Annotated in this window: 20 protein-coding genes; 7 read left to right on the plus strand and 13 right to left on the minus strand. The window is 74.3% G+C overall.

All coding sequences use genetic code 11. The annotated features are described in order from the left end of the window. The first annotated feature begins 3 nt into the window (after nucleotides 1–3). The 4 genes from J2S66_RS19545 (at nucleotide 4) to J2S66_RS19560 (ending at nucleotide 4,831) form a co-directional block, all read left to right on the plus strand. Entirely contained in the window at nucleotides 4–1,935 is a 1,932-nt protein-coding gene (locus J2S66_RS19545; protein WP_310314913.1) for an ABC transporter ATP-binding protein, read from the plus strand. A gap of 54 nt (nucleotides 1,936–1,989) precedes the next feature. After that, the gene (locus J2S66_RS19550; RefSeq protein WP_310308609.1) at nucleotides 1,990–2,673 is read left to right on the plus strand and encodes an aspartate/glutamate racemase family protein; all 684 of its coding nucleotides are present in this window, start codon (nucleotides 1,990–1,992) and stop codon (nucleotides 2,671–2,673) included. Between the two features lie 25 nt (nucleotides 2,674–2,698). Continuing rightward, nucleotides 2,699–3,241: a hypothetical protein gene (locus tag J2S66_RS19555; protein WP_310308610.1), complete on the plus strand. Its 543-nt coding sequence runs from the start codon at nucleotides 2,699–2,701 to the stop codon at nucleotides 3,239–3,241. A gap of 351 nt (nucleotides 3,242–3,592) precedes the next feature. Then, complete coding sequence (locus tag J2S66_RS19560) at nucleotides 3,593–4,831, plus strand: PucR family transcriptional regulator (protein WP_310308612.1); 1,239 nt, start codon at nucleotides 3,593–3,595, stop codon at nucleotides 4,829–4,831. A 20-nt stretch (nucleotides 4,832–4,851) separates the two neighbouring features. Here the strand turns inward: J2S66_RS19560 and J2S66_RS19565 are convergent, their stop codons facing one another. Both J2S66_RS19565 and J2S66_RS19570 read right to left on the minus strand, forming a co-directional pair. Beyond that, nucleotides 4,852–5,295, minus strand: coding sequence for a hypothetical protein (locus tag J2S66_RS19565; protein ID WP_310308614.1), 444 nt, complete (start codon nucleotides 5,293–5,295; stop codon nucleotides 4,852–4,854). Between the two features lie 62 nt (nucleotides 5,296–5,357). Further along, on the minus strand, nucleotides 5,358–5,867 hold the full coding sequence (locus J2S66_RS19570) for a hypothetical protein (protein WP_310308616.1): 510 nt from the start codon (nucleotides 5,865–5,867) through the stop codon (nucleotides 5,358–5,360). A 128-nt stretch (nucleotides 5,868–5,995) separates the two neighbouring features. Between J2S66_RS19570 and J2S66_RS19575 the strand changes: the two genes are divergently transcribed. Next, entirely contained in the window at nucleotides 5,996–6,235 is a 240-nt protein-coding gene (locus J2S66_RS19575) for a hypothetical protein (RefSeq protein WP_310308617.1), read from the plus strand. Here the strand turns inward: J2S66_RS19575 and J2S66_RS19580 are convergent. The 10 genes from J2S66_RS19580 to J2S66_RS19625 form a co-directional block, all read right to left on the minus strand. Next, nucleotides 6,220–7,320, minus strand: coding sequence for a chymotrypsin family serine protease (locus J2S66_RS19580; protein ID WP_310308618.1), 1,101 nt, complete (start codon nucleotides 7,318–7,320; stop codon nucleotides 6,220–6,222). The two genes, J2S66_RS19575 and J2S66_RS19580, sit on opposite strands and share 16 nt — an antisense overlap. A gap of 122 nt (nucleotides 7,321–7,442) precedes the next feature. Further along, nucleotides 7,443–8,267 carry a sugar phosphate isomerase/epimerase family protein gene (locus tag J2S66_RS19585; RefSeq protein ID WP_310308619.1) on the minus strand — a complete coding sequence of 275 codons (825 nt, stop codon included), beginning with the start codon at nucleotides 8,265–8,267 and terminating at the stop codon, nucleotides 7,443–7,445. Nucleotides 8,268–8,280: 13 nt separating this feature from the next. After that, nucleotides 8,281–9,675 carry an alkaline phosphatase family protein gene (locus J2S66_RS19590; RefSeq protein WP_310308620.1) on the minus strand — a complete coding sequence of 465 codons (1,395 nt, stop codon included), beginning with the start codon at nucleotides 9,673–9,675 and terminating at the stop codon, nucleotides 8,281–8,283. After that, on the minus strand, nucleotides 9,672–10,793 hold the full coding sequence (eboE, locus tag J2S66_RS19595; protein ID WP_310308621.1) for a metabolite traffic protein EboE: 1,122 nt from the start codon (nucleotides 10,791–10,793) through the stop codon (nucleotides 9,672–9,674). Before eboE ends, J2S66_RS19590 begins: the two co-directional genes overlap by 4 nt. After that, nucleotides 10,790–11,656, minus strand: coding sequence for a TatD family hydrolase (locus tag J2S66_RS19600; protein ID WP_310308622.1), 867 nt, complete (start codon nucleotides 11,654–11,656; stop codon nucleotides 10,790–10,792). The genes eboE and J2S66_RS19600 overlap by 4 nt, the downstream gene beginning before the upstream one ends. Next, complete coding sequence (locus tag J2S66_RS19605; RefSeq protein ID WP_310308623.1) at nucleotides 11,653–13,038, minus strand: EboA domain-containing protein; 1,386 nt, start codon at nucleotides 13,036–13,038, stop codon at nucleotides 11,653–11,655. The genes J2S66_RS19600 and J2S66_RS19605 overlap by 4 nt, the downstream gene beginning before the upstream one ends. Then, nucleotides 13,035–13,856, minus strand: coding sequence for an SCO3242 family prenyltransferase (locus tag J2S66_RS19610; protein WP_310308624.1), 822 nt, complete (start codon nucleotides 13,854–13,856; stop codon nucleotides 13,035–13,037). The genes J2S66_RS19605 and J2S66_RS19610 overlap by 4 nt, the downstream gene beginning before the upstream one ends. Next, nucleotides 13,853–14,992 (minus strand): inositol-3-phosphate synthase, encoded by a 1,140-nt coding sequence (locus J2S66_RS19615; RefSeq protein WP_310308625.1) that lies wholly within the window; start codon nucleotides 14,990–14,992, stop codon nucleotides 13,853–13,855. Before J2S66_RS19615 ends, J2S66_RS19610 begins: the two co-directional genes overlap by 4 nt. Then, entirely contained in the window at nucleotides 14,993–19,534 is a 4,542-nt protein-coding gene (locus tag J2S66_RS19620; protein ID WP_425566380.1) for a ThuA domain-containing protein, read from the minus strand. 378 nt (nucleotides 19,535–19,912) lie between these two features. After that, a complete protein-coding gene (locus J2S66_RS19625) occupies nucleotides 19,913–21,010 on the minus strand; it encodes a polyprenyl synthetase family protein (RefSeq protein ID WP_310308626.1) in 1,098 nt (365 codons plus the stop codon). Nucleotides 21,011–21,232: 222 nt separating this feature from the next. On the opposite strand from J2S66_RS19625, the gene J2S66_RS19630 reads away from it, so the two are divergent. Further along, entirely contained in the window at nucleotides 21,233–21,835 is a 603-nt protein-coding gene (locus J2S66_RS19630) for a DUF4230 domain-containing protein (protein ID WP_310308627.1), read from the plus strand. A gap of 26 nt (nucleotides 21,836–21,861) precedes the next feature. After that, nucleotides 21,862–22,767 carry an RluA family pseudouridine synthase gene (locus J2S66_RS19635; protein WP_310308628.1) on the plus strand — a complete coding sequence of 302 codons (906 nt, stop codon included), beginning with the start codon at nucleotides 21,862–21,864 and terminating at the stop codon, nucleotides 22,765–22,767. Here J2S66_RS19635 and J2S66_RS19640 read toward each other — a convergent pair. Beyond that, the gene (locus tag J2S66_RS19640) at nucleotides 22,764–23,336 is read right to left on the minus strand and encodes a DUF305 domain-containing protein (protein ID WP_310308629.1); all 573 of its coding nucleotides are present in this window, start codon (nucleotides 23,334–23,336) and stop codon (nucleotides 22,764–22,766) included. The genes J2S66_RS19635 and J2S66_RS19640 overlap by 4 nt on opposite strands. Nucleotides 23,337–23,403: the final 67 nt, after the last annotated feature.

Consider the following 23,403-nt stretch of genomic DNA (forward strand, 5'->3'; position numbering starts at 1 on the left):
TGGATGTCGCTCTACCACGCGGCGAACGCGCACGACGACAAGCGGCCGTTCTCGGCGGCCACGCTCCGGCGAATATGGGCGTTCGCCGCGCCGCACCGCACCCCGCTGTACCGCTACCTGGCGCTGAGCGTGGTGGGCGCGGTGCTGGCGGTGGTGACGCCGGTGCTGGCGGGGCGGGTGGTGGACGCGATCGTCAACGGGTCGGCCACGGGGGTGGTGCTGGGGCTGGCGGGCGTCATCGCGGGCATCGCCGTCGCCGAGGCCGGGCTCGCCCTGGTCACGCGGTGGCTGTCGGCGCGCCTCGGCGAGGACCTCATCCTCCACCTGCGGACCACGGTGTACGACCACGTGCAGCGGATGCCCGTCGCGTTCTTCACCCGCACCCGCACCGGTGCGCTGGTGAGCAGGCTCAACAACGACGTGATCGGCGCGCAGCGGGCGTTCAGCGACACGCTGGCCGGCGTGGCCGGCAACGTGGTGACGCTGGCGCTCACGCTCGTGGTGATGATCAGCCTGTCCTGGCAGATCACGTTGCTCGCGCTGGTCCTGCTGCCGGTGTTCGTGCTCCCCGCGCGGCGGATGGGGTCTCGCCTGGCGCGGCTGGAGCGCGAGGCCGCCAACCACAACGCGACGATGAGCACCCAGATGACCGAGCGGTTCTCCGCACCGGGCGCGACGCTGGTGAAGCTGTTCGGCAGGCCCGCCCACGAGTCGGCCGAGTTCGCGGCGCGGGCGCGTCGGGTGCGCGACATCGGGGTGCGCTCGGCGATGGTGCAGACGGTGTTCCTGACCGCGTTGACGCTGGTGTCGGCGCTGGCGCTGGCGCTGGTGTACGGGCTGGGCGGGTTCTACGCGCTGCGCGGGCAGCTCGACCCGGGTTCGGTGGTGGCGCTCGCGCTGCTGCTCACCAGGCTGTACGCGCCGCTGACCGCGCTGGCCAGCGCCCGGGTCGAGGTGATGAGCGCACTGGTGAGCTTCGAGCGGGTCTTCGAGGTGCTCGACCTCGAACCGCTGATCGGCGAGAAGCCGGACGCGCGGCCGGTGCCGGACGGGCCGGTGTCGGTCGAGTTCGACGACGTCCGGTTCGCCTACCCGGCGGCCGACAAGGTGTCGCTGGCCTCCCTGGAGGAGGTCGCGGTGCTGGACGGCCGCGGCGGCGAGGAGGTGCTGCACGGGGTGTCGTTCCGCGCCGAACCCGGTCAGGTGGTGGCGTTGGTCGGCTCGTCGGGCGCGGGCAAGTCCACGATCGCCTCGCTGCTGCCCCGGCTGTACGACGTGGACTCGGGTGCGGTGCGGCTGTCCGGCGTGGACGTCCGCGAGCTGACCCAGGAGTCGGTGCGCGACGCGCTGGGCGTGGTGACGCAGGACGGGCACCTGTTCCACGAGTCGATCCGGGCGAACCTGCTGTTCGCGCGGCCGGACGCGGCGGAGGACGAGCTGTGGGACGTGCTGCGGCGGGCGCGGTTGGCCGACCTGATCCGGTCGCTGCCCGACGGGCTGGACACGGTGGTCGGCGAGCGCGGGTACCGGCTGTCGGGCGGTGAGCGGCAGCGGTTGACGATCGCCCGGCTGCTGCTGGCCAGGCCGCACGTGGTGGTGCTGGACGAGGCGACCGCGCACCTGGACTCCACGTCGGAGGCGGCGGTGCAGGCGGCGCTGGCCGAGGCGCTGGAGGGGCGGACGGCGGTGGTGATCGCGCACCGGCTGTCGACGATCCGGGCGGCGGACCTGATCCTGGTGGTCGAGGCGGGCCGGGTCGTGGAGCGCGGCACGCACGCGGAGCTGCTCGCGGCGGGCGGGCGTTACGAGGAGCTGTACCGGACGCAGTTCGCCGAGGAGGCCGAGCCGACCACGCGCACAGGGGCCGAGCCGACCACGCGCACGGACGCCGAGCCGACCACGCGCACGGAGGCGGAGTCCGCTGTGCGTGCGTGATCGCGACGGCGGAATTCCGCGGTCCGGCACGGGGCGCCGGGGCAGAATCGCGCCATGAGGACCATCGGGTTGATCGGCGGGATGAGCTGGGAGTCGTCCGCCGAGTACTACCGGCTGCTCAACGAGGAGACGCGGCGCAGGCTGGGCGGGCACCACTGCGCGCCGAGCCTGCTGCTCACCGTCGACTTCGCCGAGGTGGAGGAGCTCCAGCGGACGGGGCGGTGGGAGCGGTCGGGCGAGCTGCTGGCCGACGCGGCACGCCGGTTGGAGGGCGCGGGCGCCGAGCTGGTGCTGCTGTGCACGAACACCATGCACAAGGTCGCCGACGCGATCACCGACGCCGTGGACGTGCCGTTCGTGCACATCGTGGACGCCACCGCGGCGCGGCTCGCCGGGTTCCGGAGGGTCGGCCTGCTCGGCACCCGGTTCACCATGGAGCAGGACTTCTACCGCGACCGGATGCGCGGGCACGGCATCGAGCTGGTCGTGCCGGAGGAGCCGGACCGCACGCTGGTGCACGACGTCATCTACCGGGAGCTGACCCGCAACCGGGTGGAGCCCGCCTCGCGCGCCGCGTACCGGGACGTGATGGCCCGGCTGGTGGAGCGCGGCGCGGAGGCGGTCGTCCTCGGCTGCACGGAGATCACGCTGCTGGTGGACGCCTCGGACGCGACCGTGCCGCTGGTGGACTCGACCCGCGCCCACGTGGAGGCGGGCGTCGACCTGGCGCTCGCCTAGGGCCCCGGTACGGCAGAGTGGTGGCATGGAGCTGACCCCGCGCGCCCTGTTCTCACTGGCGCGGACCACTGTCGAGACCGCCGTGTCCGTGCCCGGCCGGGTGCTGGACCTGCTGGGGGCCGCCGAGTCCGTGGTGCGCCGGGCCGATGACCTGGTCTCGCGCACCGAGCGGGTGCTGGCGGAGACGGAGGCGCTGGTCGGGCGGGCCCGCGCGGTCACCGGCGCGGCGGAGGGCGTGACGGCCGACGTCGCCCGCATCGCGCGCACCTCGCGGGAGCTGGCGGACGACTACGCGCCACTGGCCCGGAAGGCGCACCCGCTGGCGCAGCGGTTCGTCGACGAGCTGTCGCCGCAGGAGGTGGACGCCGCCGTCGAGCTGGTCGACCGCCTGCCGGTGCTGACCCGGCACCTGATCGAGGACGTGCTGCCGATCCTGTCCACGCTGGACCGCGTCGGCCCGGACATCCACCAGCTGCTGGAGGTCACCAACGACCTCCGGCAGGCCATCATCGGCATCCCCGGGTTCACCTGGATGCGGCGTCGCGGCGAGGAGAAGGACGAGGACTGACCGGTCGGGTTCCCCGGGAAATTCCGCCCGATCACGAGTGTCCCGCGAACAGTTCTTGTCACGCGCGTGAGCAGCAGGCCAGAATAATGCGCAAAACCTCATTCACGACCCATTCCCCGAGAAGGTGCGGAGAGCGTCAACGCGGCACCCAACACTACGTGAACAGCCACTTTGTCACCTGGGTGCGTATTCCGGAATCCGGAGTTGTGACGCCGCCGCAGGTGACCCCGCCACCCGAAAGGACGAGCGCAGGCGAGGTGCCGGAAGAATGTTTGACACGTCGTCGCGGCTGAATTTATCGTCAGCCGGGCGGAGTCCCAGGACGGTGCTCCGCCCGGCGGAGGCGGTGGCATGGCGATCTCACCGAACGGCGGGTTGGTGGGGCACAGCGCGGCGCTGCGGCTCTGGGCCCAGGTCCCGGCCGAGCTGGCGGAGAGGATGGCCCCGCTGTCCGGGGTCATGGTGCGGGACGCGGTGGGCGAGATCCGCCGGGTGGTGCCCGCGTACGCGCAGCCCCTGGAGGGGAAGTTCCGCGAGGTGCTCGTGGGCGCGGTCGAGATGGCCATCGTGAAGTGCTTCGACCAGATCACCGACCGCGACGGCGGGCAGGACGACTGGAAGGACGTGCTGCGCCGCAGCGGGCGCATCGAGTTCCTGGAGGGCCGCACCATGGACTCGTTGCAGACGGCGGTGCGGGTCGGCGCGCGCGTGGTGTGGCGGCACCTGAGCCGGCACGGCCGCGACCTGGGCGTGCCGACCGACACCCTGTTCACCCTCGCCGACGCGGTCTTCGCGTGGGTCGACGAGCTGTGCCGGGTGGCCGTCGAGGGCTTCGCCGAGGCCCAGGCCAACGCCGGCGGCGCGCTGGAGCGCCGCCGGCGGCAGCTGCTCAAGCTGGTGCTCGCCGAGCAGCCCGCGTCGCCGCGCTCGGTGGCGGACCTGGCGGGCAGCACGGACTGGCCGCTGCCCGAACGCGTCGCCGTGGTCGCCCTGGAGTACCGGGAGGACCAGCACCGGCTGCCGCCGGTGTCGCTGGGCCGGGACGTGCTGGTGGACCTGGAGAGTTCCACGCCGTGCCTGGTGGTCGCGAACCCCGGGGGCGGGCTGGAGCTGGACCTGCGCGGCCGGCGTGCCGCCGTGGGACCCACCGTCCCGCTGGCCGAGGCTCGGCAGTCGCTCGCGGTGGCCCGGCGCGCCCTCGGGTTCGTGCGGCGCGGTCTGCTGCCCGACGTGCCGTTCACCTCGTGCGACGAGCACCTGGTCACGCTGGCGCTGCTGTCCGACGAGTTCCTGGTGGGCCGGCTCAGCGCGCGGGCGCTCGCCGCGTTCGCCGGGCTCACCGTGAAGCAGCGGGAACGGCTGGAGACGACGCTGCTGGCGTGGCTGGAGACGCGGGGCGGCGTCGGCGAGATCGCCCACCGGCTCGACGTGCACCCGCAGACCGTCCGCTACCGCATGCACCAGCTGGAGGAGCTGCTGGGCGACCGGCTCGCCGACCCCGGCGAGCGGCTCACGCTGGAGATCGCCCTGCGCGCCCGCAGGCTGCTCGACCGCGCCCGCGACGCGCGGTCCCCGGTCCGGCGCGCCTGACCGGCGTCGGGCGCGGCCCGTCAGGGGTTCAGCTCGTGCCCCGGCAGGCCGGACGTGGTGTTGCGCTGCTTCATCTCGGCCTCGAACACGTGCCGGGCGCCGCCGAGCAGCCGGTCCCGCGCGTCCCGCTCCCACTCGCGGAAGGTCCGGTAGTAGCCGTCGTCGTAGTCCTCGACGAGCTGGAACGTCCACCGGCCGCGCACCACGTTGCGGCCGACCAGCTCGGCGTCGAGCCGGTCGGCCAGGTCGTCGTGCCCGGCCTCGCGCAGCAGCCGCACGGCCTCCTGGACCTGGGCGTCGGCGGTGCCGGTGAGCTGGTGGAACGAGAACAGGTGCCCGCGTGCCCGCTCGGTGGTCTCCAACGCCTCGGTGAGCTTGCCGACCGCCTCGACGGTGCCGTCGTCCACGCCCTCCGGCCGCCTGCCCTCGGCCCGCCTCAACCCGTTCCCGTTCACCTCGCCCATAGCCGTCCTGGTACCCGCGTCCGGCGGCGCCAACCCACCCCGAACGGCGGAACCGCCGCCGTTCAGGACCCGGCCGCGCCCAGCAGCAGGGACCGGGTCGAGCCCATGCCGTGCCGGTCCTCGTCGGCGGACATCGCGGCCACCTCGCGCAGCACCGGCTCCAGGGCGATCCCCTCGTCGCGGGCCGCCTCGCACACCGCGCGCAGGGACAGCAGCTCGTCGCGCGGGTCCGATCCCTGGTCCCGCAGGGAGATCAGCAGCAGCGACGACCGCACGCCCTCCGCCGTCGCCGGGAACGCCCGGTTCACCGCCCACCGGAACGACGAGCAGCGGCGGAACAGCGCGCGCAGCCCCGGCCGGGACGACTCGTCGGCCGCGTACCGGGCGAGCACCTCGGCGAGCAGCGCCTCGGCTTCCTCGCGCACCCCTGCCTCGTCCAGCGGGGCGGGGGCGGCCATCATCTTCTCCGCCCAGTCCGGGTCGTCGACGTCCACCGGCCTCTTCGCGATGGGTTCGAGCACGGCGTCCAGTCTCGCGACGCCCTCTTCGACGGCGCTCAGGTCTGCGTTCACAGGGCGACCGTATCCGGCTGGGGTCCGAGGTCCCCCGGAATTCGGGACTTTGGTCCCTGCTGAGCACCCCCCTCCGTGCCGAAAGCATGTGCACAGGCGGCGAAGGGGTGTCGATCCGAATGCTTCTGGTGAGTTCGCGCAGTGCGGTGGACGTGACCCGTTACCTCGACGCGGTCGTGGCGAACCTGAAGTCGGCCGGCGTGGCCGTGGCCCGCGTGGAGGTGGACCTGGACCCGTCGGCGCCCTTCGAGGCCCGCCTGGTGACCGAGCGGGGCAACGTCCTGCGCTGGCACCAGGACCGGGGGTGGGCCGGGCGGCGGGAGGGGGAGACGGCCGCCCGGCCCACGGGCGGCTACAGCGGGATGTAGACGCCGAAGTCCCGCGAGGCGGTGCGGAAGTCCTGGAACCCGATCCGCGCGCCCGCCGTGCGGGTCACGGTGCCCTTGGCGATCACGCCGCCCGACGAGGACGGCCCGTACACGGGACCGCCGCTGTCGCCCGGCCGGGCGGCCTGCTGCCCGTTCACCTGCTCGCCCTCGACGAGGTCCTCGCGGTCCGCGTAGAAGAACAGGACCTTGATGTTGCACACGGGGTTGCCGGTCACGCGGGCGCTGGTGACTCCCGACTGGCACAGGTACTCGCCGGTGTAGACGTCGCCCCAGCCGCGCACGACCTCGACGGAGTTGCTGTCGCCGCCGCCGACGTACTGCTGGTTCACCACGTTGCCCGTCGGGACGAGCATGATGTCGTGGTCGCCGTGCTTGGCCCCCGCCGTGCCGATGTACTCGCCGGTGGGGTCGGTGACGCGGACGCCGGGGTTGCCGCAGTGGCCCGCGGTGAGCAGGAAGCGGGCGTTGTCGCCGTTGCGGACGGCGAACCCGGACGTGCACGCGGCGTTGCCGAGCACGATGGTGGCACCGCCCTTCCAGGGCGGGTTGTCGTTCTGCCGGGACACCGGGACGAGCGGTTCCTCGACGACGGTGCGCACCGGCACGTCCACGGCCGCGTCGAGGCCGCGCGCGGCGGCCTCGGACGTGGTGCCGAGGACGAGCCCGCTGCCGTCGGCGGGCACCTTGATCGCGTGCACCCCGGCGCCGCGTCGGGCGTCGAGCACCTTGGCGGCCTCGCGCAGCTCCGCGTCGGAGTGGGCGGCGGCCTCGAACTCGACCGGCGCCTCGGCCCGGGCGGCGGCGTCGCGCACGGCGGCGGGCACGTCGCCCTTCCACCACAGCGCGACGTGGTCGTCCTCCAGGACGAGGCCCGCGAACCCGGCGTGGCCGCCGCGCAGCACCTCGGCCTGGATGGTGTCGGCGGTGCGGACGAGCGGCTGCTGCGCGAGCATCCGGTCCCAGTCGCTCACGGGCATCTCGGCGGCGGATGTGGGTGCGGTACCCAGGGCGGTCGTCGCGGCCAGGGCCGCGAACAGGGCGAGCGTCCTGCGTGCTGTCCTCACGAGCGGTGCTCCTTCGGGTCGCTGAGGCGCGGACAGCGGCGGAGTCACCAGAATATGGTCCAGACCAATGAAGTGTCACTGACACGACCGGACAGGAATGCCCGATCCCACCCGGCGCCCGGTCAGAACCTCAGGCGGGTCAGGTAGTCGTAGCCGATCCGGGCGGTGGCCAGGGCGTCGGCGGGCTGGTCGTTCTCCACGATGTACTCGGCGACCCCCGTCGAGCGGAAGATGCGGGCGAAGTCGATCGTGCCCTCGCCGGGGTCGGCGAACGAGCCGTCCGGCGCGCGGTCCTTCACGTGGAACTGGCGCACCCTCGGGAAGTGCTCGCGGTACAGCGCGACCGGGTCCACACCGCCGGCCACCGCCCAGTACAGGTCCAGTTCCAGGTGGACGTTGCGGCGCGACGTGCCCGAGGTGATCACGTCGAACGGCCGCGCGCCCTCGACGGCGGCGAACTCGTGGGCGTGGTTGTGGTAGCCCAGGCTCAGGCCCGCGCGGCGCAGCGCCTCCCCCGCCGCCTCCAGCCGGGTGGCGAACGCCCGCCACCCGGCCAGGGTCGCGTGGTCCGCCCACGGCACGACCACGTAGGTGTGGCCGAGGGTGCGGGCGTCGGCGATCACCTGGTCGAGGTCGCCGTCGATGCCGACGTGGGCGGACGTGGCGCGCAGGCCGGTGCGGCGCAGGACGCGGGCGAACTCGGCGGCGGTGCGCCCGTAGGTGCCGGCCAGCTCCACGCGGCGGTAGCCGATGTCCGCGAGCGCGGACAGCACGGGCTCCGGGTCGTCGCCCATGACGTCGCGCAGCGTGTAGAGCTGGATGCCGATCGACTGCCGCGGCACGCGGCGGTGGAGGTGCGGCGTCGCCGACGCGGTGGCCGGGAGCGCGGCGACGGCGCCGGTGCCGGCCGCCAGGGCGGCGCTCAGGAACGTGCGGCGAGTGGGCACAGGGGACTCCTCGTCATCGGGGTGACAGCCCTTGCAGGGAGAGCAGGAGGTCGCGGACGGCGGTCGCGGGCAGCAGGCCGGTGCGCTCGACGACGTCCGGCGGGGTCGGGGCCGAGCACAGGAGCACCGGACCGTCGGCGGGGTCGTCGGGCAGGCGGCCGTGCGTGCCGCGCACCACCGACGGGTCGAGCGGCACGGTCTTCATGGCGTAGCGCAGGCCGAGCTTCTTGCGCGCGAGGTTGCCGGCCGCCTTGGCCTTGGCGAGCCGGTCGGCGGGGTCGAAGAACAGCTCCGCCGGGTCGTAGCCCGGTTTGCGGTGGATCTCCACGCCCCGGGCGAAGTCCGGCGCGCGGTCGTCGTCCAGCCAGTAGTAGTAGGTGAACCAGGCGTCGGGTTCGGCGACCAGCACGAGTTCGCCGGACCTCTCGTGGTCCAGCCCGACGCCGGCCTGCGCGCCCCGGTCGAGCACCGCGTCCACGCCCGCCAACCCCTCCAGCACGGCCCGGGTCCTGGCGACGTCGGCGGGGTCGGCCACGTAGACGTGCGCGACCTGGTGGTCGGCCACCGCGAACGCGCGGGACGTCCACGGGTCCAGGTACTCCATCCCGGCCTGGCGGTGCACCTGGAGCAGCCCGGCGCGGCGCAGCGCCCGGTTCACGTCGACCGGCCGGCGGGCCGGCGTGATGCCGTACTCGGACAGGGCGACGACGGTGGCGCCGGCGGCGTGCGCGTCCCGCAGCAGCGGCTCCACCGCGCGGTCGACGTCGCGGGCCGCCCGCACGGCCTCGGGCGAGTCGGGGCCGTGCCGCTGGAGGTCGTAGTCCAGGTGCGGCACGTACACCAGCAGCAGGTCCGGCCGGTGCGCGGCCAGCACCCGCCGCGCCGCGCCGACGATCCACTCGCTGGAGGCGATCGAGGCGGTCGGCCCCCAGTACCGGAACAGCGGGAACTCGCCCAGCTCCTCGACCAGCCGGTCGTGCAGGTCGGGCGGTCGCACGTAGGCGTCGGGCGACTTGCGGCCGTCGGCGTGGTAGACCGGTCGGGGCGTGACGGTGATGTCCGTGGTGGCGCCCATGGCGTACCACCAGCAGATGTTGGCCGTGGTGTGGTCCGGGTCGCGGCGGCGTGCGGTCTCCCACACCTTCTCACCGCCCACGAGGCGGTTGTGCTGCCGCCACAGGAAGACCTCGCCGAGGTCGCGGAAGTACCAGCCGTTGCCGACGACCCCGTGCCCGGCCGGGGTCAGGCCGGTGAGGAAGGTGGACTGGACCGAGCAGGTCACGGCGGGCAGCACGGTGCCCAGCCCCGCCTGGAACCCGCGTTCGCCGAGCGCGCGCAGGTTCGGCATGTGCGGCAGCAGGGCGGGCGTCATGCCCACGACGTCGAGCACGACCAGCGGCGTCGTCACGAGCGCACCTCCAGCGGCAGTTCGGCGGCGGCCCAGCGCAGCTCGGCCGCGATCCCCTCGACCAGGTCCCGGTCGGCGAGGTCGCCTGTGCCGCGCTCCCCCGCGTCGGGCAGGACGGACCAGGTGTAGGTCTCCACCTCGACGTCCGGGTCGTGGCCGACCTCCCGGACCGCCGCGACCGCCTCCCGCAGCACGCCGGTGGTGGCGCGCAGCGGCGCGGGCGGCTCGGCGTGCAGCGGCACGTGGAAGTGCACGCGCCACGGCCCGCCGGTCGGCAGTTCCGCGAACGCCTCGGGCAGGTCGTCCGCCCGGTGCACGCGCCCGTCGACCAGCGCCCGCACCTGGTGCAGGTAGCGGGGTTCGGCGAACGGGCCGAGCACGGCGGGCGCGTCGGTCGGGTCGGTCAGCTCCAGCGCCGCCGACGCCTGCACCTTCACCACGCGCAGCCCCGCGTCGGCGATCGATCGCACGGCGGCGGCCGGGTCGGCGAACGACACGGCCAGGTGGCACGTGTCGAGGCAGATGCCGACGTGGTCGGGGTCGACGCGGCCCGCGAGGACCCGCACGGCGTCCGCGACGGTGTCCACCACGCAGCCGGGCTCGGGTTCGACGGCCAGCCGGATGGTGCGGCCGGTGCCGTCGGCCAGGGCGCGCAGCCCGGCGGCGGCCTCGGCGAGCACGTCGAGCGCGCGGGCGTGGTCGGCCTCGGACCACGGGTGCCGCCACGCCAGCGGCAGCGTGGAGATGCTGCCCGCGCCGCCCTCCGGGACCAGGTCGGCCAGCACGGTCGCGCAGTCGAGCGTGTAGTCCAGGCGCGCGGTGGTCGTCCAGTCCGGGTGGTAGACGGCGTGCTTGACGACCTCGTCGTGGAACCCGCCGTGCGGGAAGGCGTTGAGGGTGCGCACGACCAGGCCGCGCGCGTCGAGCGCGGTGCGCAGCCCGGCCCGCCGCGCGGGGTCCTCGGCGAGCGCCTTCGCGACCGGCGCGGACAGCCACAGGCCGAGGCCCAGCTCGCCGCCGACGCGGTCGCGCACCGGCACCGCGTACCGGTCGAGCTGGGCGAGCACGCCGCGCAGGTCCTCGGCCGGGTGGACGTTGGTGCAGTAGGAGAGGGTCACGAGCCACCGCCGCCGGCGGGGGTGCCGCGCAGGATGGAGTTGCCGGCGAACGTCGACGGCGCCTCGGGTCCGTCCAGGACGAGCCGCCCGCTCTGCCCGTAGAACGCGACCGGGTTGTGCCACAGCACCGCGTCCACGTCGGACTGGTCGAAGCCGGCGTCGAGCATCGCCCGCCCGGTGCGGTAGGTCTTGAGCGGGTCGGAGCGGCCCCAGTCGGCGGCCGAGTTCACCAGCACCCGCTCGGTGCCGTACTCGCGCAGGATCGCCACCATGCGCCGCTCGTCCATCTTGGTGTCGGGGTAGATGGAGAACCCCGCCCAGCACCCGGAGTCCTTCACCGCGCGCACGGTGACCTCGTTGAGGTGGTCGACGACCACGCGTTCCGGCGGGAGCCCGGACTCGCGCACCACGTCCAGCGTGCGGAGCGTGCCGGCGTGCTTGTCGCGGTGCGGGGTGTGCACGAGCGCGGGCAGGTGGTGCGCGACGGCGAGTTCGAGCTGCCGGGCGAACGCGTCGTCCTCCTCCGGCGTCATCGAGTCGTAGCCGACCTCGCCGACCGCGACCACGCCGTCCTTGGCCAGGTAGCGGGGCAGCAGGTCGACGACCTCCGCGCACCGCGGGTCGTTGGCCTCCTTCGGGTTCAGCGCGAGCGCGCAGTGGTGCCGGATGCCGAACTGCGCCGCCCGGAACCTCTCCCACCCGATCAGCGAGTCGAAGTAGTCCACGAACGACCCGACGCTCGTGCGGGGCTGGCCGAGCCAGAACGCGGGTTCCACCAGCGCGGTGACGCCCACCGCGGCCATGGACTCGTAGTCGTCGGTGGTGCGCGACGTCATGTGGACGTGCGGGTCGAAGATCCTCACGGCGTCCTCCCCAGCAGGCGCAGCGCGTCGGCGGGCACGTCCCGGCCGGCGGCCTCGCGTTCGGCGGCGTAGTCGGCGGTCATGCGCAGCAGCTCGTCGTCGGTCCGGTCCCGCAGGCCGTGCACGGCGGCCAGCGGGATGCCGGTGAACAGGCACTTGAGCACCCCGTGTCGCCACGCGTGCCGGTCGAGGTGGCGGGCGGCGAACGGGCCGAGCGCGGCGGCGACGAGGCGGGTGTCGTTGGCGCGCAACGCGTCCCGCACGATCGGCAGGCCCACGTCCGGGTCGGTGTCCGGGGTGAGGGCCCGCAGCACGCCGCGCCGCTCGGCGTCGTCGCCGTACCGGTAGAGGGCGGGCAGCTCGGTCGCGTCGGGCAGTGCGGCGACGAGCCGGGCGCGGGCCGCGTCGTCCACCGTGCCGTGCACCAGGCCGTCCGGGTCGTCGGCCCGCAGCGGTCCCCGGCCGACCTCGCGGCCGACGGCGGGGAAGAGGGCGCGGATCGCGGCGGGGTCGGCGCGGACGCGGCGTTCGGCCTCGGCCAGCCAGTCCCGGTCGGGGACGTCGGGCGCGGCGGCGGTGAGCGCGGCGAACGCCCGGCGGGCCACCCGCGGCGCGGCGTGGCTGTGCCGGGGCAGCTCGACGGCGGCCAGGCCGCGGTAGCCGGTGCCGTCCAGGGCGGCGAGGGTCGCGCGCAGGTCCAGGTCGCCCTCGCCGAACTCCAGGTGCTCGTGGACGCCCGGCAGCATGTCGTCCAGCTGCACGTTGACCAGCAGGTCGCCGGCCCGGCGGACGCACGCGGCGGCGTCCTCGGGTTCGACGGCGACGCAGTGCCCCACGTCGAGCGTGATGCCCAGCGGCGCGGGGTCGCCCAGCTCGGCGCGCAGGGCCAGCGCCTGGTCGAGCCGTTCGACGACGTGGCCGGGTTCGGGCTCCAGGCCCAGCCGCACGCCGGCCCGGTCGGCGAGGTCCACCACCCGCGCGACCCCGGACCGCAGCCGGTCCCACGCGCCGTCCGGTCGGGCGGCGGCGCCGGACCAGAAGGACACGCAGTCCGCGCCGAGGTCGCGGGCGACGAGGATCGCCCGACCGAGGAAGTCGACCCGCCGGTCCTGCCCCTCGGACACCAGGGTCGGGTGGTGCTTGCGGTGGGCGTCGAGCAGGTAGCGGGCGCCGGTCTCGACCACGACGGTGAGGTCCAGCTCGGCCAGCCGCCGGGCCACCGCGTCGACCCGGGCGGGGAGGTCGTCGGCGTACGGGTCGAGGTGGTGGTGGTCGAGAGTCAGCGCCACGCCCCGGTAGCCCAGATCGGCGATGACCGCGAGGGCGTCGTCGAGCCGGTGGTCGGCGAACCCGTTGGTGCCGTAGCCGAGCCGGAACGTCACGTCGGTCCCACCTTCCGCCCGAAGCGCCGCGCGAGCGGCAACGCGCACGCCACGGCCAGCGCCGACCGCAGCGGGCCCCGGGCCGCCAGCGCCGCCTGGAGGGGCACCATGCCGTGGATGCCGGCGACGGTCGCCGCCCGGACCCGCCCGGCGGAGGGGTCCTCCAGGGCGGCCAGCTGCGCGCGGCCCACGAACGCCGCGTACCCGAGCGCGCCGACCGCGGACCGGGGGCCGCGCGCGGCGACCGCCACCGCCGTCGCGCAGGTCCCGACCAGCGCCGCCCGCGCCACCGACGGCGACGTGCCGTGCACCTCGCCGCGCGACAGGGCGGTCACGCCGAGGGTGTGCGCGGCCAGCGCCCCGGCCGCGGGCAGGGCGGCCCGGCGGGCGCCGGGTCCGGCGCCCAGCAGCACGTCGAGCCCTCGGCACGCGGCCATGGCGACCGGCCCGAGGACCGTGTTCTTCAGGACCGCGTCGTAGGCCCAGACCGCGCCCGCCAGCGCGCCCGCCGTGGCCAGCGAGCGGCGACCGCCGGCGTACGCCGCCAGCCCCAGCCCCACCCCGGTGAGGCCACCCGCCACGGCCAGCGCGGCCCCCGGCGACACGTCCCCCGACGGGATGGGCCGCTCCGGGCGCTCCACCGCGTCCACCGCGCGGTCGGACCAGTCGTTGAGCGCCATCCCCGCCCAGTACAGGGCGACCGACGACAGCGGCAGCAGGAGCCGGCGACCGCGCAGGACGCCGCCGGCCCCCGCCACCGCGTCGCCGAGCACCGTCAGCGCCGCCGGCGCGCGGACCAGCCGCAGGTAGGGGTTCACAGGCCCTCCACCCACTCGGCCAGGTCGCGGGTCTGCCGGGCGAACCCGTGCTCGGTCGACCCGAGCGGGTCCTTGAAGAAGAACCCGAGCGCGCCCTGCACGCCCACCCGCCCGGCCCGGTGCGCCGCGGCGAGCAGCCGGGCCAGGTCGAGCACCAGCGGCGCGGCCAGGGCCGAGTCCAGGCCGGACCAGGTGAACTGCAACGACATGCGCGCGCCCAGGAAGCCCTCGAACGACACGTGGTCCCACGAGGTCTTGCGCTCGCCCAGGTCGGGCACGTTGTCGATGTGCAGCGGCGCGACGACGGGGTGCCCGAGCAGCGCGGCCAGCCCGGACGCCTTGGTGCGCAGCTTGCTCGACGCGTGGTCGGGGTCCTCCAGGGTGGCCCCGTCGCCGCCGCCGAGCAGGTTGGTGCCCGACCACGACAGCACCCGCAGCGCCCGCGCGGTGAACATCGGCGCGAGCACCGTGCGGACCAGGGTCTCCCCCGTCTTGCCGTCGCGCCCCGCGTAGGGCACGCCGACGACGGCCGCCAGCTCGTCCAGCGCGGGCAGCGTCACCCCGGTGGACGGGGTGAAGTCCACGAACGGGCACCCCGCCTTGAACGCGGCGTAGGCGGCCAGGGAGCTGGGCGGCAGGACGTCCTCCCCGGACGACAGGGCGCGTTCCAGCGCGGCCAGGTCGGCGTGCTCGGGGCGCGGCGGCGCGGGCGGCTCGGTGGAGGCCACGTTGACGACCACGACCCGGTCCAGCGAGTGCCGCGACCGGAACGACGCGAGGTCGGCGACCATCCGGGCGGCGACCTCGACCTGCGGGCCGAGCTGCGGCACGTCGCGCAGTTCGGCCTGCACCTCGGCGAGGCCCGCGGCGATGGGGCCGAGCAGGTCGGCCGGGACGACGCCCGCCCGCGCCAGGTGCTCGGCCCGCTTCGCGAGCGGGGTGGACACCACGTCGTGCCCGCCCACCACGAGCGAGTCCCACGGGGGCAGCACCCCCTCGGGCACGTGGGTGTCGAGCAGGGCGGTGACGCTGCCGGTCGGCGGCACCAGGCCGGCGCGCAGGCCCAGGAGCCCGCACACCGCCGTGGTCGCCACCGAGCCGCGCGCGCCGATCAACCACAGACCGGTCCGTCGCACTCACAGCTCCTTGATCCGGATGTCGCGGAACCACACGTCGTCGCCGTCGCCGTGGTTCTGGAGGCCGATGTGCCCCCGCGTCAGGTCGCGCGCGGGGTCCGTGCTGGTGAAGTCGTTGACCTTCACGCCGTTGAGGAAGACCTCGATGCGCTGCCCGCGCACGACGACCTCGTAGGCGTTCCACTCGCCGGGCGGCTTGAGCGCGCGGTCGCGGGCGGGGATGTCGGCCGACTGGAACGAGTAGACCGCGCCGGTGGTGCGGTCGGGCGCGTCGGTGGCGTCGATCTGGATCTCGTAGCCCCGGTCCACCGCCACCCACGGGTCGTTGCCGGGGTCGGGGAAGCCGACGAACAGGCCGGAGTTGTCGTCGCCCGCCACCTTCCAGTCGAACCTCAGCCGGTACGACCCGAACTCCTCGCCGAACCAGAGCAGGCCCATGCCGCCCGTGCTGCGCAGGGTGCAGCCCTCGTCCTCCGCGAACCGGCCGGGTCCGGCCTGCCGCCACCCGGTGGCGTCACCGCCTTGGTAGAGGCTGCGGTAGCCGGGTTCGGGCGGCGCGCAGGCCGAGGTGATCGGCTTGTGGCGCACGTGCCGCACGGTGTCGACGTCGAACAGCGCGCCCGCCGCGCCGCCCGTGAACACCAGGTACAGCGTCCGCACGCCGGTCGCGGTCACCGGTCGCGGCGCGAGGTCGAGGTAGGTGTCCCAGCCGCCGGTGGACGGGACGCTGATCGCCTCGTGCACCAGGGGTCCGGTGGGCGAGTCGGCGCGGGCCTCCAGCGTGCCGCCGATGCCGCCGGAGGACACCCGGTAGCCGAGGGCGGCGGTCTTCCCGAGGTCCACACCGGGGTAGGAGACCCAGTCGCCGTCGTGGATCTCGCCGACCCGCTTGCCGCCCTGCGCGGTGGACCGGTCGAGGACGGCGACGCCCTGCTGCCCGCCCAGGTCCTCCGCCGGCACGTCGGCCGTCAGCGCGACGCCGGGGCCGCGGAAGCGGATCGTGTCGACGTCGAACAGCGCGCCGCGACCACCCGTGAAGCGGAAGTACAGCCGCTTCGTACCGCCGGGGTCGGTGATCGCCGCGGGCGCGAGGTCCACGTGGTTCCGCCACCCGCCGGTGCCGGGGACGGTGACGGTCTGCACCAGCGGGCCGTTCAGCGCGCCGGAGCGGACCTCGATCCGGCCGCCGGAGGAGTCCGAGGCGACCCGGTAGCCGATGCCGGTCACGCCGGCCAGCGACACCGCGTCGAACGCGATCCAGTCGTTGTGGTGCACGTCGCCGACCTGCGCGCCGTCCTGGGCGGCGTCGTCGTGGACCACCGACGTGCCGCGCTGGGCGCTGTGCGACTCGGCCGGGGTGGCGCGGGTGGACTCCGCGGGGGGCGACGGCGCGCCGACCGCGAAGTGGACCACGTCCACGTCGAACAGGCTGCCGGTGCCCGTGAAGACCAGGTACAGCCGGTGCGTGCCGCCGGGGTCGGCGATCGCCGAGGGGGCGATGTCGACGTAGTCGTCCCAGCCGCCGGTGCGCGGCACGGCCACGGACTGGACGAGCGCGCCGGTGGGCGAGTCGGCGCGCACCTCGATGGTGCCGCCGTTGCCGCCGGAGGACACCCGGTAGCCGATGCCCGTGACGCCGCCGAGGTCCACCGGGTCGAACGCGATCCAGTCGCCGTCGTCGACGTGGCCGACGCGCTTGTCGCCCTCGGCGGTGCCCGCCTCGACGACCTGGACGCCGCGCGTGGTGGTGAAGTACTCGGCCTGCTTGTCCTTCGGCTGGAGGATCGCCTCGTCCTCGCCGGGCAGCGCGGGCGCGCCGGGGGCCCCGGTGTCGGTGTAGGAGGCGTTGACGACGCCGAAGACGTTGGCGTCCGTGCCGTGCCCGCCGTCGGACGGGGTGGCGATGACGCCCTCGCAGCCGGTGGCGCGGGACAGCGGGTGGCCGTGGCTGTCGTGGCCGAGGATGTACTCCACGACGACCTTCGAGCAGTCGACCGGTCCGTCCTCGGGGTCGGTGACGGTGACCCGGAACGGCACCTGGTCGCCGAAGGAGAACACCCGGCCGTCGGCGGGCGCGTCCAGCACCACGACGGGCGCGGTGTTGCCCGCGTCGACCACCACGCTCGCCGCGCCGACGAGGCCGGTCGGGTCGGTGACGGACAGCTTCGCGGTGTACCGGCCGATGGCCGTGTAGGTGTGCGTGACGGGTCCGGCGGTGGTGGAGTCGGTGGTGCCGTCGCCGTCGAAGTCCCACGCGTGGGTCAGCGCGTCGCCGTCCTCGTCGGCGGTGCCCGCCGGGTCGAACCGCACGGTGAGCGGCGCGGGCCCGGAGGTGCGGTCCGCGGTGAGCTTCGCGACCGGTGTGTGGTGGCCGCGCGTGTAGTCGATCCGGTAGACCGCCGAGTCGGGCGCGCCGCCGAAGTAGCCGCTGCCGTAGTCCAGCACGTACAGCGAGCCGTCCGGGCCGAACTCCAGGTTCATCGGCCGGGTGAGCGTCATCGAGTCGAAGAACGGGCTGATCGCGCCGCGCTCGCCGTTCCCGCCGACGTCGATGGTCTTGATCCAGCCGCGGTCCCACTCGTAGGCGAAGTTCTTGCCGTCGAAGAACTCCGGGAACTTCGTCCGGACGTCCAGGTCCGGGTCGTGGTGGTAGGTGGGGCCGCCCATCGGCGACTCGCCGCCGGTGCCGAACTCGGGCACGGACCCTCCGTCGTAGGGGATCCAGGCGGGCTGCACGGGCGGCAGGTCGACCAGGCCGGTGTTGCGCGGGCTGGTGTTCTTCGGCGCGGAGCAGGAGAACGCCTCGCCGGACGCGCCGGTCGCGAAGTCGTGGTCGACGTACGGGACGCCGTTCCCCACGCAGTAGGGCCAGCCGTAGTTGCCGGGTCCCTTGACCAGGTTGAACTCGACGCTGCCGCCGGGTCCGCGCGCCGGGTCCGCCGAGCCGGCGTCGGGCCCGTAGTCGCCCAGGTGCAGCCAGCCGGTGGCCTTGTCGACGGCGAACCGGAACGGGTTGCGGAAGCCCATGGCGTAGATCTCGGGCCTGGTCTTCTCCGTGCCGGGCGCGAACAGGTTGCCCGCGGGCACGGTGTAGGTGCCGTCCTCGGCGACCTTGATCCGCAGCACCTTGCCGCGCAGGTCGTCGGTGTTGGCGCTGGAGCGCTGCGCGTCGAACGCCGGGTTGCGGGTGGCCCGCTCGTCGATCGGCGTGTAGCCGTCGGAGGCGAACGGGTTGGTGTCGTCGCCGGTGGACAGGTACAGGTTGCCGTCGGCGTCGAAGTCGATCTCGCCGCCGGCGTGGCAGCACAGGCCGCGGTCGGCGGGCACCTGGAGGATCTTCTGCTCGCCGGCCAGGTCCAGCACGCCGTCCGCGCCGAGCCTGAAGCGGGAGAGCTGGTTGTGGCCGCGGAACCGCGCGAAGTCGGCCTCGTCGCCGTTCTCCGGCGCGTCGCCGGCGGGGGTGTCGAGGACCGGCGCGTAGTACAGGTAGACCCACCCGTTGGTGGTGAAGTCGGGGTCGATCGCGACGCCCTGGAGGCCGTCCTCGTCGTGGTTGTAGACCGGGACCCGCCCGGCGAGGGTCGTGGACGCCTCGGGCGTGGTCAGCCAGACGCGGCCGTCGCGCGAGGTGTGCAGGACGCGGCGGTCGGGCAGGACGGCCAGCGCGATCGGCTCGCCGGTCTCCTCCTCGCCGAGCGCGAGGGTGATCTGGTCGAAGTCCGCGTCGGTCGGCGGTCCGGTCGGGTCGTCGCCGGGCTCGCAGTCCGCCTCGGCCACGCCCAGGGCGTAGCGCAGGCCGCCGAGCAGGTGCTGCCGGAACGCGGGGTCGGCGTAGGACTCCCCGGTGTGGCCCATGCCCGTGTACCAGGAGCGGCCCTCGCCGGGGGTGTGGCACCAGGAGATCGGGTGGTCCCCGGACGGGTCGGTGGGCGCGTAGCTGGTCTCGTCCAGCGCGGCGAGGACCTTGACGTCCGCGCGCGGGTTCGACCGGTAGCTGTACCACTCGTCGGTGCGCGTCCACGTCGCCGGCAGGTGGGCCGTGGACGGGTGGTCGTGGTCCTCGACCTCCACCTCGGCCTGCTGGATGGCGGGGTGGGACTTGAAGTAGGAACCGACCAGGTCGCCGTACCAGGGCCAGGAGTACTCGGTGTCCGCGGCGGCGTGGACGCCCGCGTACCCGCCGCCTCCCTCGACGAACCGCTCGAACGCCTGCTGCTGGGCGTCGTCGAGCACGTCACCGGTGGTGGAGAGCCAGACCACCGCGTCGAACCGGGCCAGGTTGGCGTCGGTGAACGCGCCCGCGTCCTCGGTGGCCTCCACGGTGAATCCGCCGGCCGCGCCCAGCTCGGTGATGGCGGCGATGCCGGCCGGGATCGAGTCGTGGCGGAAGCCCGCCGTCCTGGAGAACACGAGGAGGTGCTCGCCGTCGGGGTGCGCGACCGCGGGGGTGGGGGCTGAAGCCGCGGTCACGAGCGCGGTGGCGGTGGCCAGCGCGGCCAGGCGGGCGGGTGGCCTCGTGGGCGTGCTTCGCTTACCTCGCACCGCATACTCCTCGTTCGCACGTCGCCGGGCTTCGAACGGTGAGGCTGTGGTCCGGCTCACAGCCGGACATGAGGGCAATTCTGTTTGTGTAGTACTTAAGTCCGCAAGGCTTTCGTTTGATATTGACGAAAGTCTTGCTCGAATGGACGAAAGTCCCGGACCGACGGACACCGAGCGTCAGGACCCCGGACGGGCGACTCGGAGTTGGACCTCACGCCACGTGAGGTCCTGGGGTCGCGGGGACGACGGAGGCGCGCGGGACCCGCACCGGCTCTACCGGCTCCGGCCGCCGCGACAGCTCGGCATGCCCTTGGAGGAGATCGGCGCGGTGCTCGCCGAGGGCGAGGGCGAGCTGCTGCCCGCCGCCACTCGGAGCCCTCAGCGGCGGCGGCGGGTCGCCCTCGCCACCAGCTCCGCCAGCAGCGGCTTCGCGGCCTGGTCCATCGCGGCGGTCCGCAGGGCGCTCAGCGCGCGGTCCACGCGCACCGAGATCAGCTGCTCGGCCCGCTCGACCGCGCCCGTCGACCGGACCACGTCGCGCAGCAGCTCGGCCCGCTCGTGGTCCAGCTCGGGATCGCCGTGCAGGGCCTCGATGACGTCCCGCTGCCCCGGTGTCGCCTGCTGCCACGCCAACGCCATCAGCACGGTCGGCTTGCCGTCGCGCAGGTCGTCCAGCGCGGGCTTCCCGGTGACCAGCGGGTCGCCGAACATGCCCAGCAGGTCGTCGCGCAGCTGGAACGCCTCGCCCACCGGCCGGCCGTACGCGCCGCACGCACGCACCAGCGCCGCGTCCCCGCCGGCCAGCGCCGCGCCGATGCGCAGCGGCAGCTCCACCGTGTACCGGGCGGTCTTGAGCCGGGCCACCCGCCACGCCGCGCGCACCGGGTCGACGCTCGGCCGCACCGTTCCCACCAGGTCGAGGTACTGGCCGGCGATCAGCTCGGTCCGCATGGTGTGCAGCAGCTCGCGCACCGCCGGCTGCGGTCCGGCCGCGGCCTCCGCGCGGCGCAGCAGCTCGTCCGACCAGGAGTGGCACAGGTCGCCGAGCAGGATCGCCGAGCTGACGCCGAACCGCCGTGCGCCGGGGTCCGCGCCGGACCGCTCGGCGCCGGCCCGGTCCGCGCCGAACCGCTCGGCGAGCAGCCGGTGCACGGTCGGCCGACCGCGCCGCAACGCCGAGCGGTCCATGACGTCGTCGTGGACCAGCGCGAAGGTGTGGAACAGCTCCAGCGCCGCCGCCGTGCGGAGCAGCGCCGGGTCGCCGGGCGCACCGCCCGCCGCGAGGAACCCGCTGTGGCAGAACAGGGGCCGCAAGCGCTTGCCGCCCGCGATGAACCCGGTCAACACCTCGACCATCGGCGGCAGGCACGGGTCGGGCGCGAGGCGTGCCTGTTCGACCAGGAAGTCGTCGATCACGGAGTCCACGTCGGCGCGGACCGAGTCGAGGTCGCTCCGCACGGCGTCGATGACGGTCATGGGTTCCTCCACGGGGTGGCGCACGTGCGCCGACACCGACGGGTTCCCGGTCGCCGGACCGTCACACACCACGTGCGTGTGACCGTGACCTGCACGTTCGTGTAGTTGCGGTGACGCTGGGGTGACCACCGGCAAGGACCGATCGGGGACGGATCGGGGACGAAGGGCGGCGTGGCGACCGCGAGCGGATTCCCCGGTGCCCCGATCGGGTATGCCAGGACCATGAAGTGGCGCATCGGTGCGGCGGCGGTGGCCGTGGTCGGGATCGTGGTCCTGGTGGGGGCGCTCGTCGTCGTGCCGAGGTTCGGCACCGACACCGTCGACCGCAGCCAACCGGCGCTGCTCCAGTCGCTGCGCGACCTGAGCCAGTACCACGCCGCGGCGGGCGACTTCCAGGTCGTGCTCGACATCGAGAAGGACGTCCGCCACGTCCCGGCGGCGCTCGCGGGCCGGCGCACCCTGTTCGTGGCGGCCGGCACGGTGAACGCCTACGTCGACTTCTCCGGCCTCGCCGAGGACGCCCTGGAGGTCGACGCGGAGAAGAAGACCGTGGAGCTGGCGCTGCCCGGCGCGACGCTGGACAAGCCGAACCTCGTGCAGGAGCGCTGCTACGTCTTCGCCGAGGAGCGGGGCCTGTTCGACCGCCTCGCCTCGCTCGTCGAGACGCAGGACCAGCAGCCGTTCTACGTGGCCGCCGAGCAGAAGATCGGCGACGCGGCCCGCGAGTCCGGCCTCACCGGTCGGGCCGACGAGAACACCCGCACGATGCTGACCGGCATGTTCACCGCCCTGGGCTACCAGCCGGTGTTCTCCGACGCCGCGTAAGCTCCCCGCCCGATGAGGCGGACACGATGAGGCGCAAGCAGCGGCCGGCGCTCCTGGCCCAGCGCCACGGCCTCGACCCGGCACGCCTGCGGCTGCCACCGGACGGGACGTGGGCGACCGTGCGCGACCACCTGGTCGAGCGGCTGCCGCGGGTCGCGCCCGAGCGCATCGACGCGATGCTCGCCGAGGGCGCGGTGCACGACCTGACCGGCCCCCTCGCGCCGGACGCCGCCTACGTCCCCGGCTCGTCGGTGTGGTTCCACCGCGACCTGCCCGACGAGGTGCCGGTGCCGTTCGACATCCGCGTCGTGCACCGCGACGACGCGATCCTGGTGGTGGACAAGCCGCACTTCCTGGCCACCATCCCGCGCGGCAGCCACGTCGTGGAGACGGCGCTGGTGCGGCTGCGCACGAGCCTGGGCCTGCCGCACCTGAGCCCCGCGCACCGGCTGGACCGGGTCACGGCGGGGCTGGTGATGTTCGTCGTCGACCCGGCGCTGCGCGGGAAGTACCAGACGATGTTCAAGGACCGCGTGGTGCGCAAGGAGTACGAGGCCGTCGCGCCGCACGACCCCGCACTGGAGCTGCCCCGCACGGTGACGAGCCGCATCGTGAAGGTCAAGGGCGTGATCACGGCGCAGGAGGTGCCCGGCCCGCCGAACGCGGAGACCCGCGTGGAGCTGGCGGGGCACCGGGGCGGCTGGGCGCGGTACCGCCTGCTGCCCTCGACGGGCCGCACGCACCAACTCCGCCTGCACATGGCGTCGCTGGGCGTGCCGATCCGCAACGACGACTTCTACCCCGTGCTGCGGGAGAAGCCGCTGGACGACTTCCGCGACCCCCTCCAGCTGCTGGCGAAGGTGCTGGAGTTCACCGATCCGGTGACCGGCGAGCACCGCCGCTTCACCAGCGGGCTGGAGCTGGCGCTCTAGTCGAGGTAGCCGAGCATCTGCGCGATCTGCGCGGTGCGCGACTCGAAGATCCGGTCGGCCAGGGCCTTGGCCTGCGGGTTGACGCCGCCCTCGCGCTCCAGCTTCGCGATGGACACCGCGTTGTGCTGGTGGGCGATCAGCAGGTTCAGGAACGCCTTCTCGAACTCGCCCGCCGGCGTGGCCGCGAGTTCCGCGATGGCCTCGGGGCTCGTCGAGTGGTCGCCGCCGTGGCCCGCGTGCAGCTGCGGGTCGTCACCGGCCTCCTCGGGCTGCTCCCAGTCCACGAGCCACTTCGTCATGGAGTCCACTTCGGACAGCTGGGTCACCTCGATGGCGGCGGCGAGCGTCTTGACCTCGTCGCGCACCCGGTGGTCCTTCGCCAGCGCCACGATCTCCAGCCCGGCCCGGTGGTGGGGTACGGACATCTGGAGGAACATCACGTCGGTCTGGTTGAACTCCTCCGTCTCCACCGCGGTCGACACCGGGGCGGCGGCGGGCTCGGGAGTCGAGCCACCCCCGCACGCGGTGAGGACCGCCAACCCGGCCAGCAGGGCCGCGAGGCGTCGCACGGGTCGTCCTCCTCTTCGGTTGTGGTGCTCGGACCGGGCGGCCCGCCCGCGCCGTGACAGGGAGGCG

The organism is Saccharothrix longispora (assembly GCF_031455225.1).
Classification (GTDB): Bacteria; Actinomycetota; Actinomycetes; order Mycobacteriales; family Pseudonocardiaceae; genus Actinosynnema; species Actinosynnema longispora.

Coding starts and splice junctions, on each gene's coding strand:
- J2S66_RS19545 (WP_310314913.1), top strand. CDS start 4: ATGTCGCTCTACCACGCGGCGAACGCGCACGACGACAAGCGGCCGTTC.
- J2S66_RS19550 (WP_310308609.1), top strand. CDS start 1,990: ATGAGGACCATCGGGTTGATCGGCGGGATGAGCTGGGAGTCGTCCGCC.
- J2S66_RS19555 (WP_310308610.1), top strand. CDS start 2,699: ATGGAGCTGACCCCGCGCGCCCTGTTCTCACTGGCGCGGACCACTGTC.
- J2S66_RS19560 (WP_310308612.1), top strand. CDS start 3,593: ATGGCGATCTCACCGAACGGCGGGTTGGTGGGGCACAGCGCGGCGCTG.
- J2S66_RS19565 (WP_310308614.1), bottom strand. CDS start 5,295: ATGGGCGAGGTGAACGGGAACGGGTTGAGGCGGGCCGAGGGCAGGCGG.
- J2S66_RS19625 (WP_310308626.1), bottom strand. CDS start 21,010: ATGACCGTCATCGACGCCGTGCGGAGCGACCTCGACTCGGTCCGCGCC.
- J2S66_RS19630 (WP_310308627.1), top strand. CDS start 21,233: ATGAAGTGGCGCATCGGTGCGGCGGCGGTGGCCGTGGTCGGGATCGTG.
- J2S66_RS19635 (WP_310308628.1), top strand. CDS start 21,862: ATGAGGCGCAAGCAGCGGCCGGCGCTCCTGGCCCAGCGCCACGGCCTC.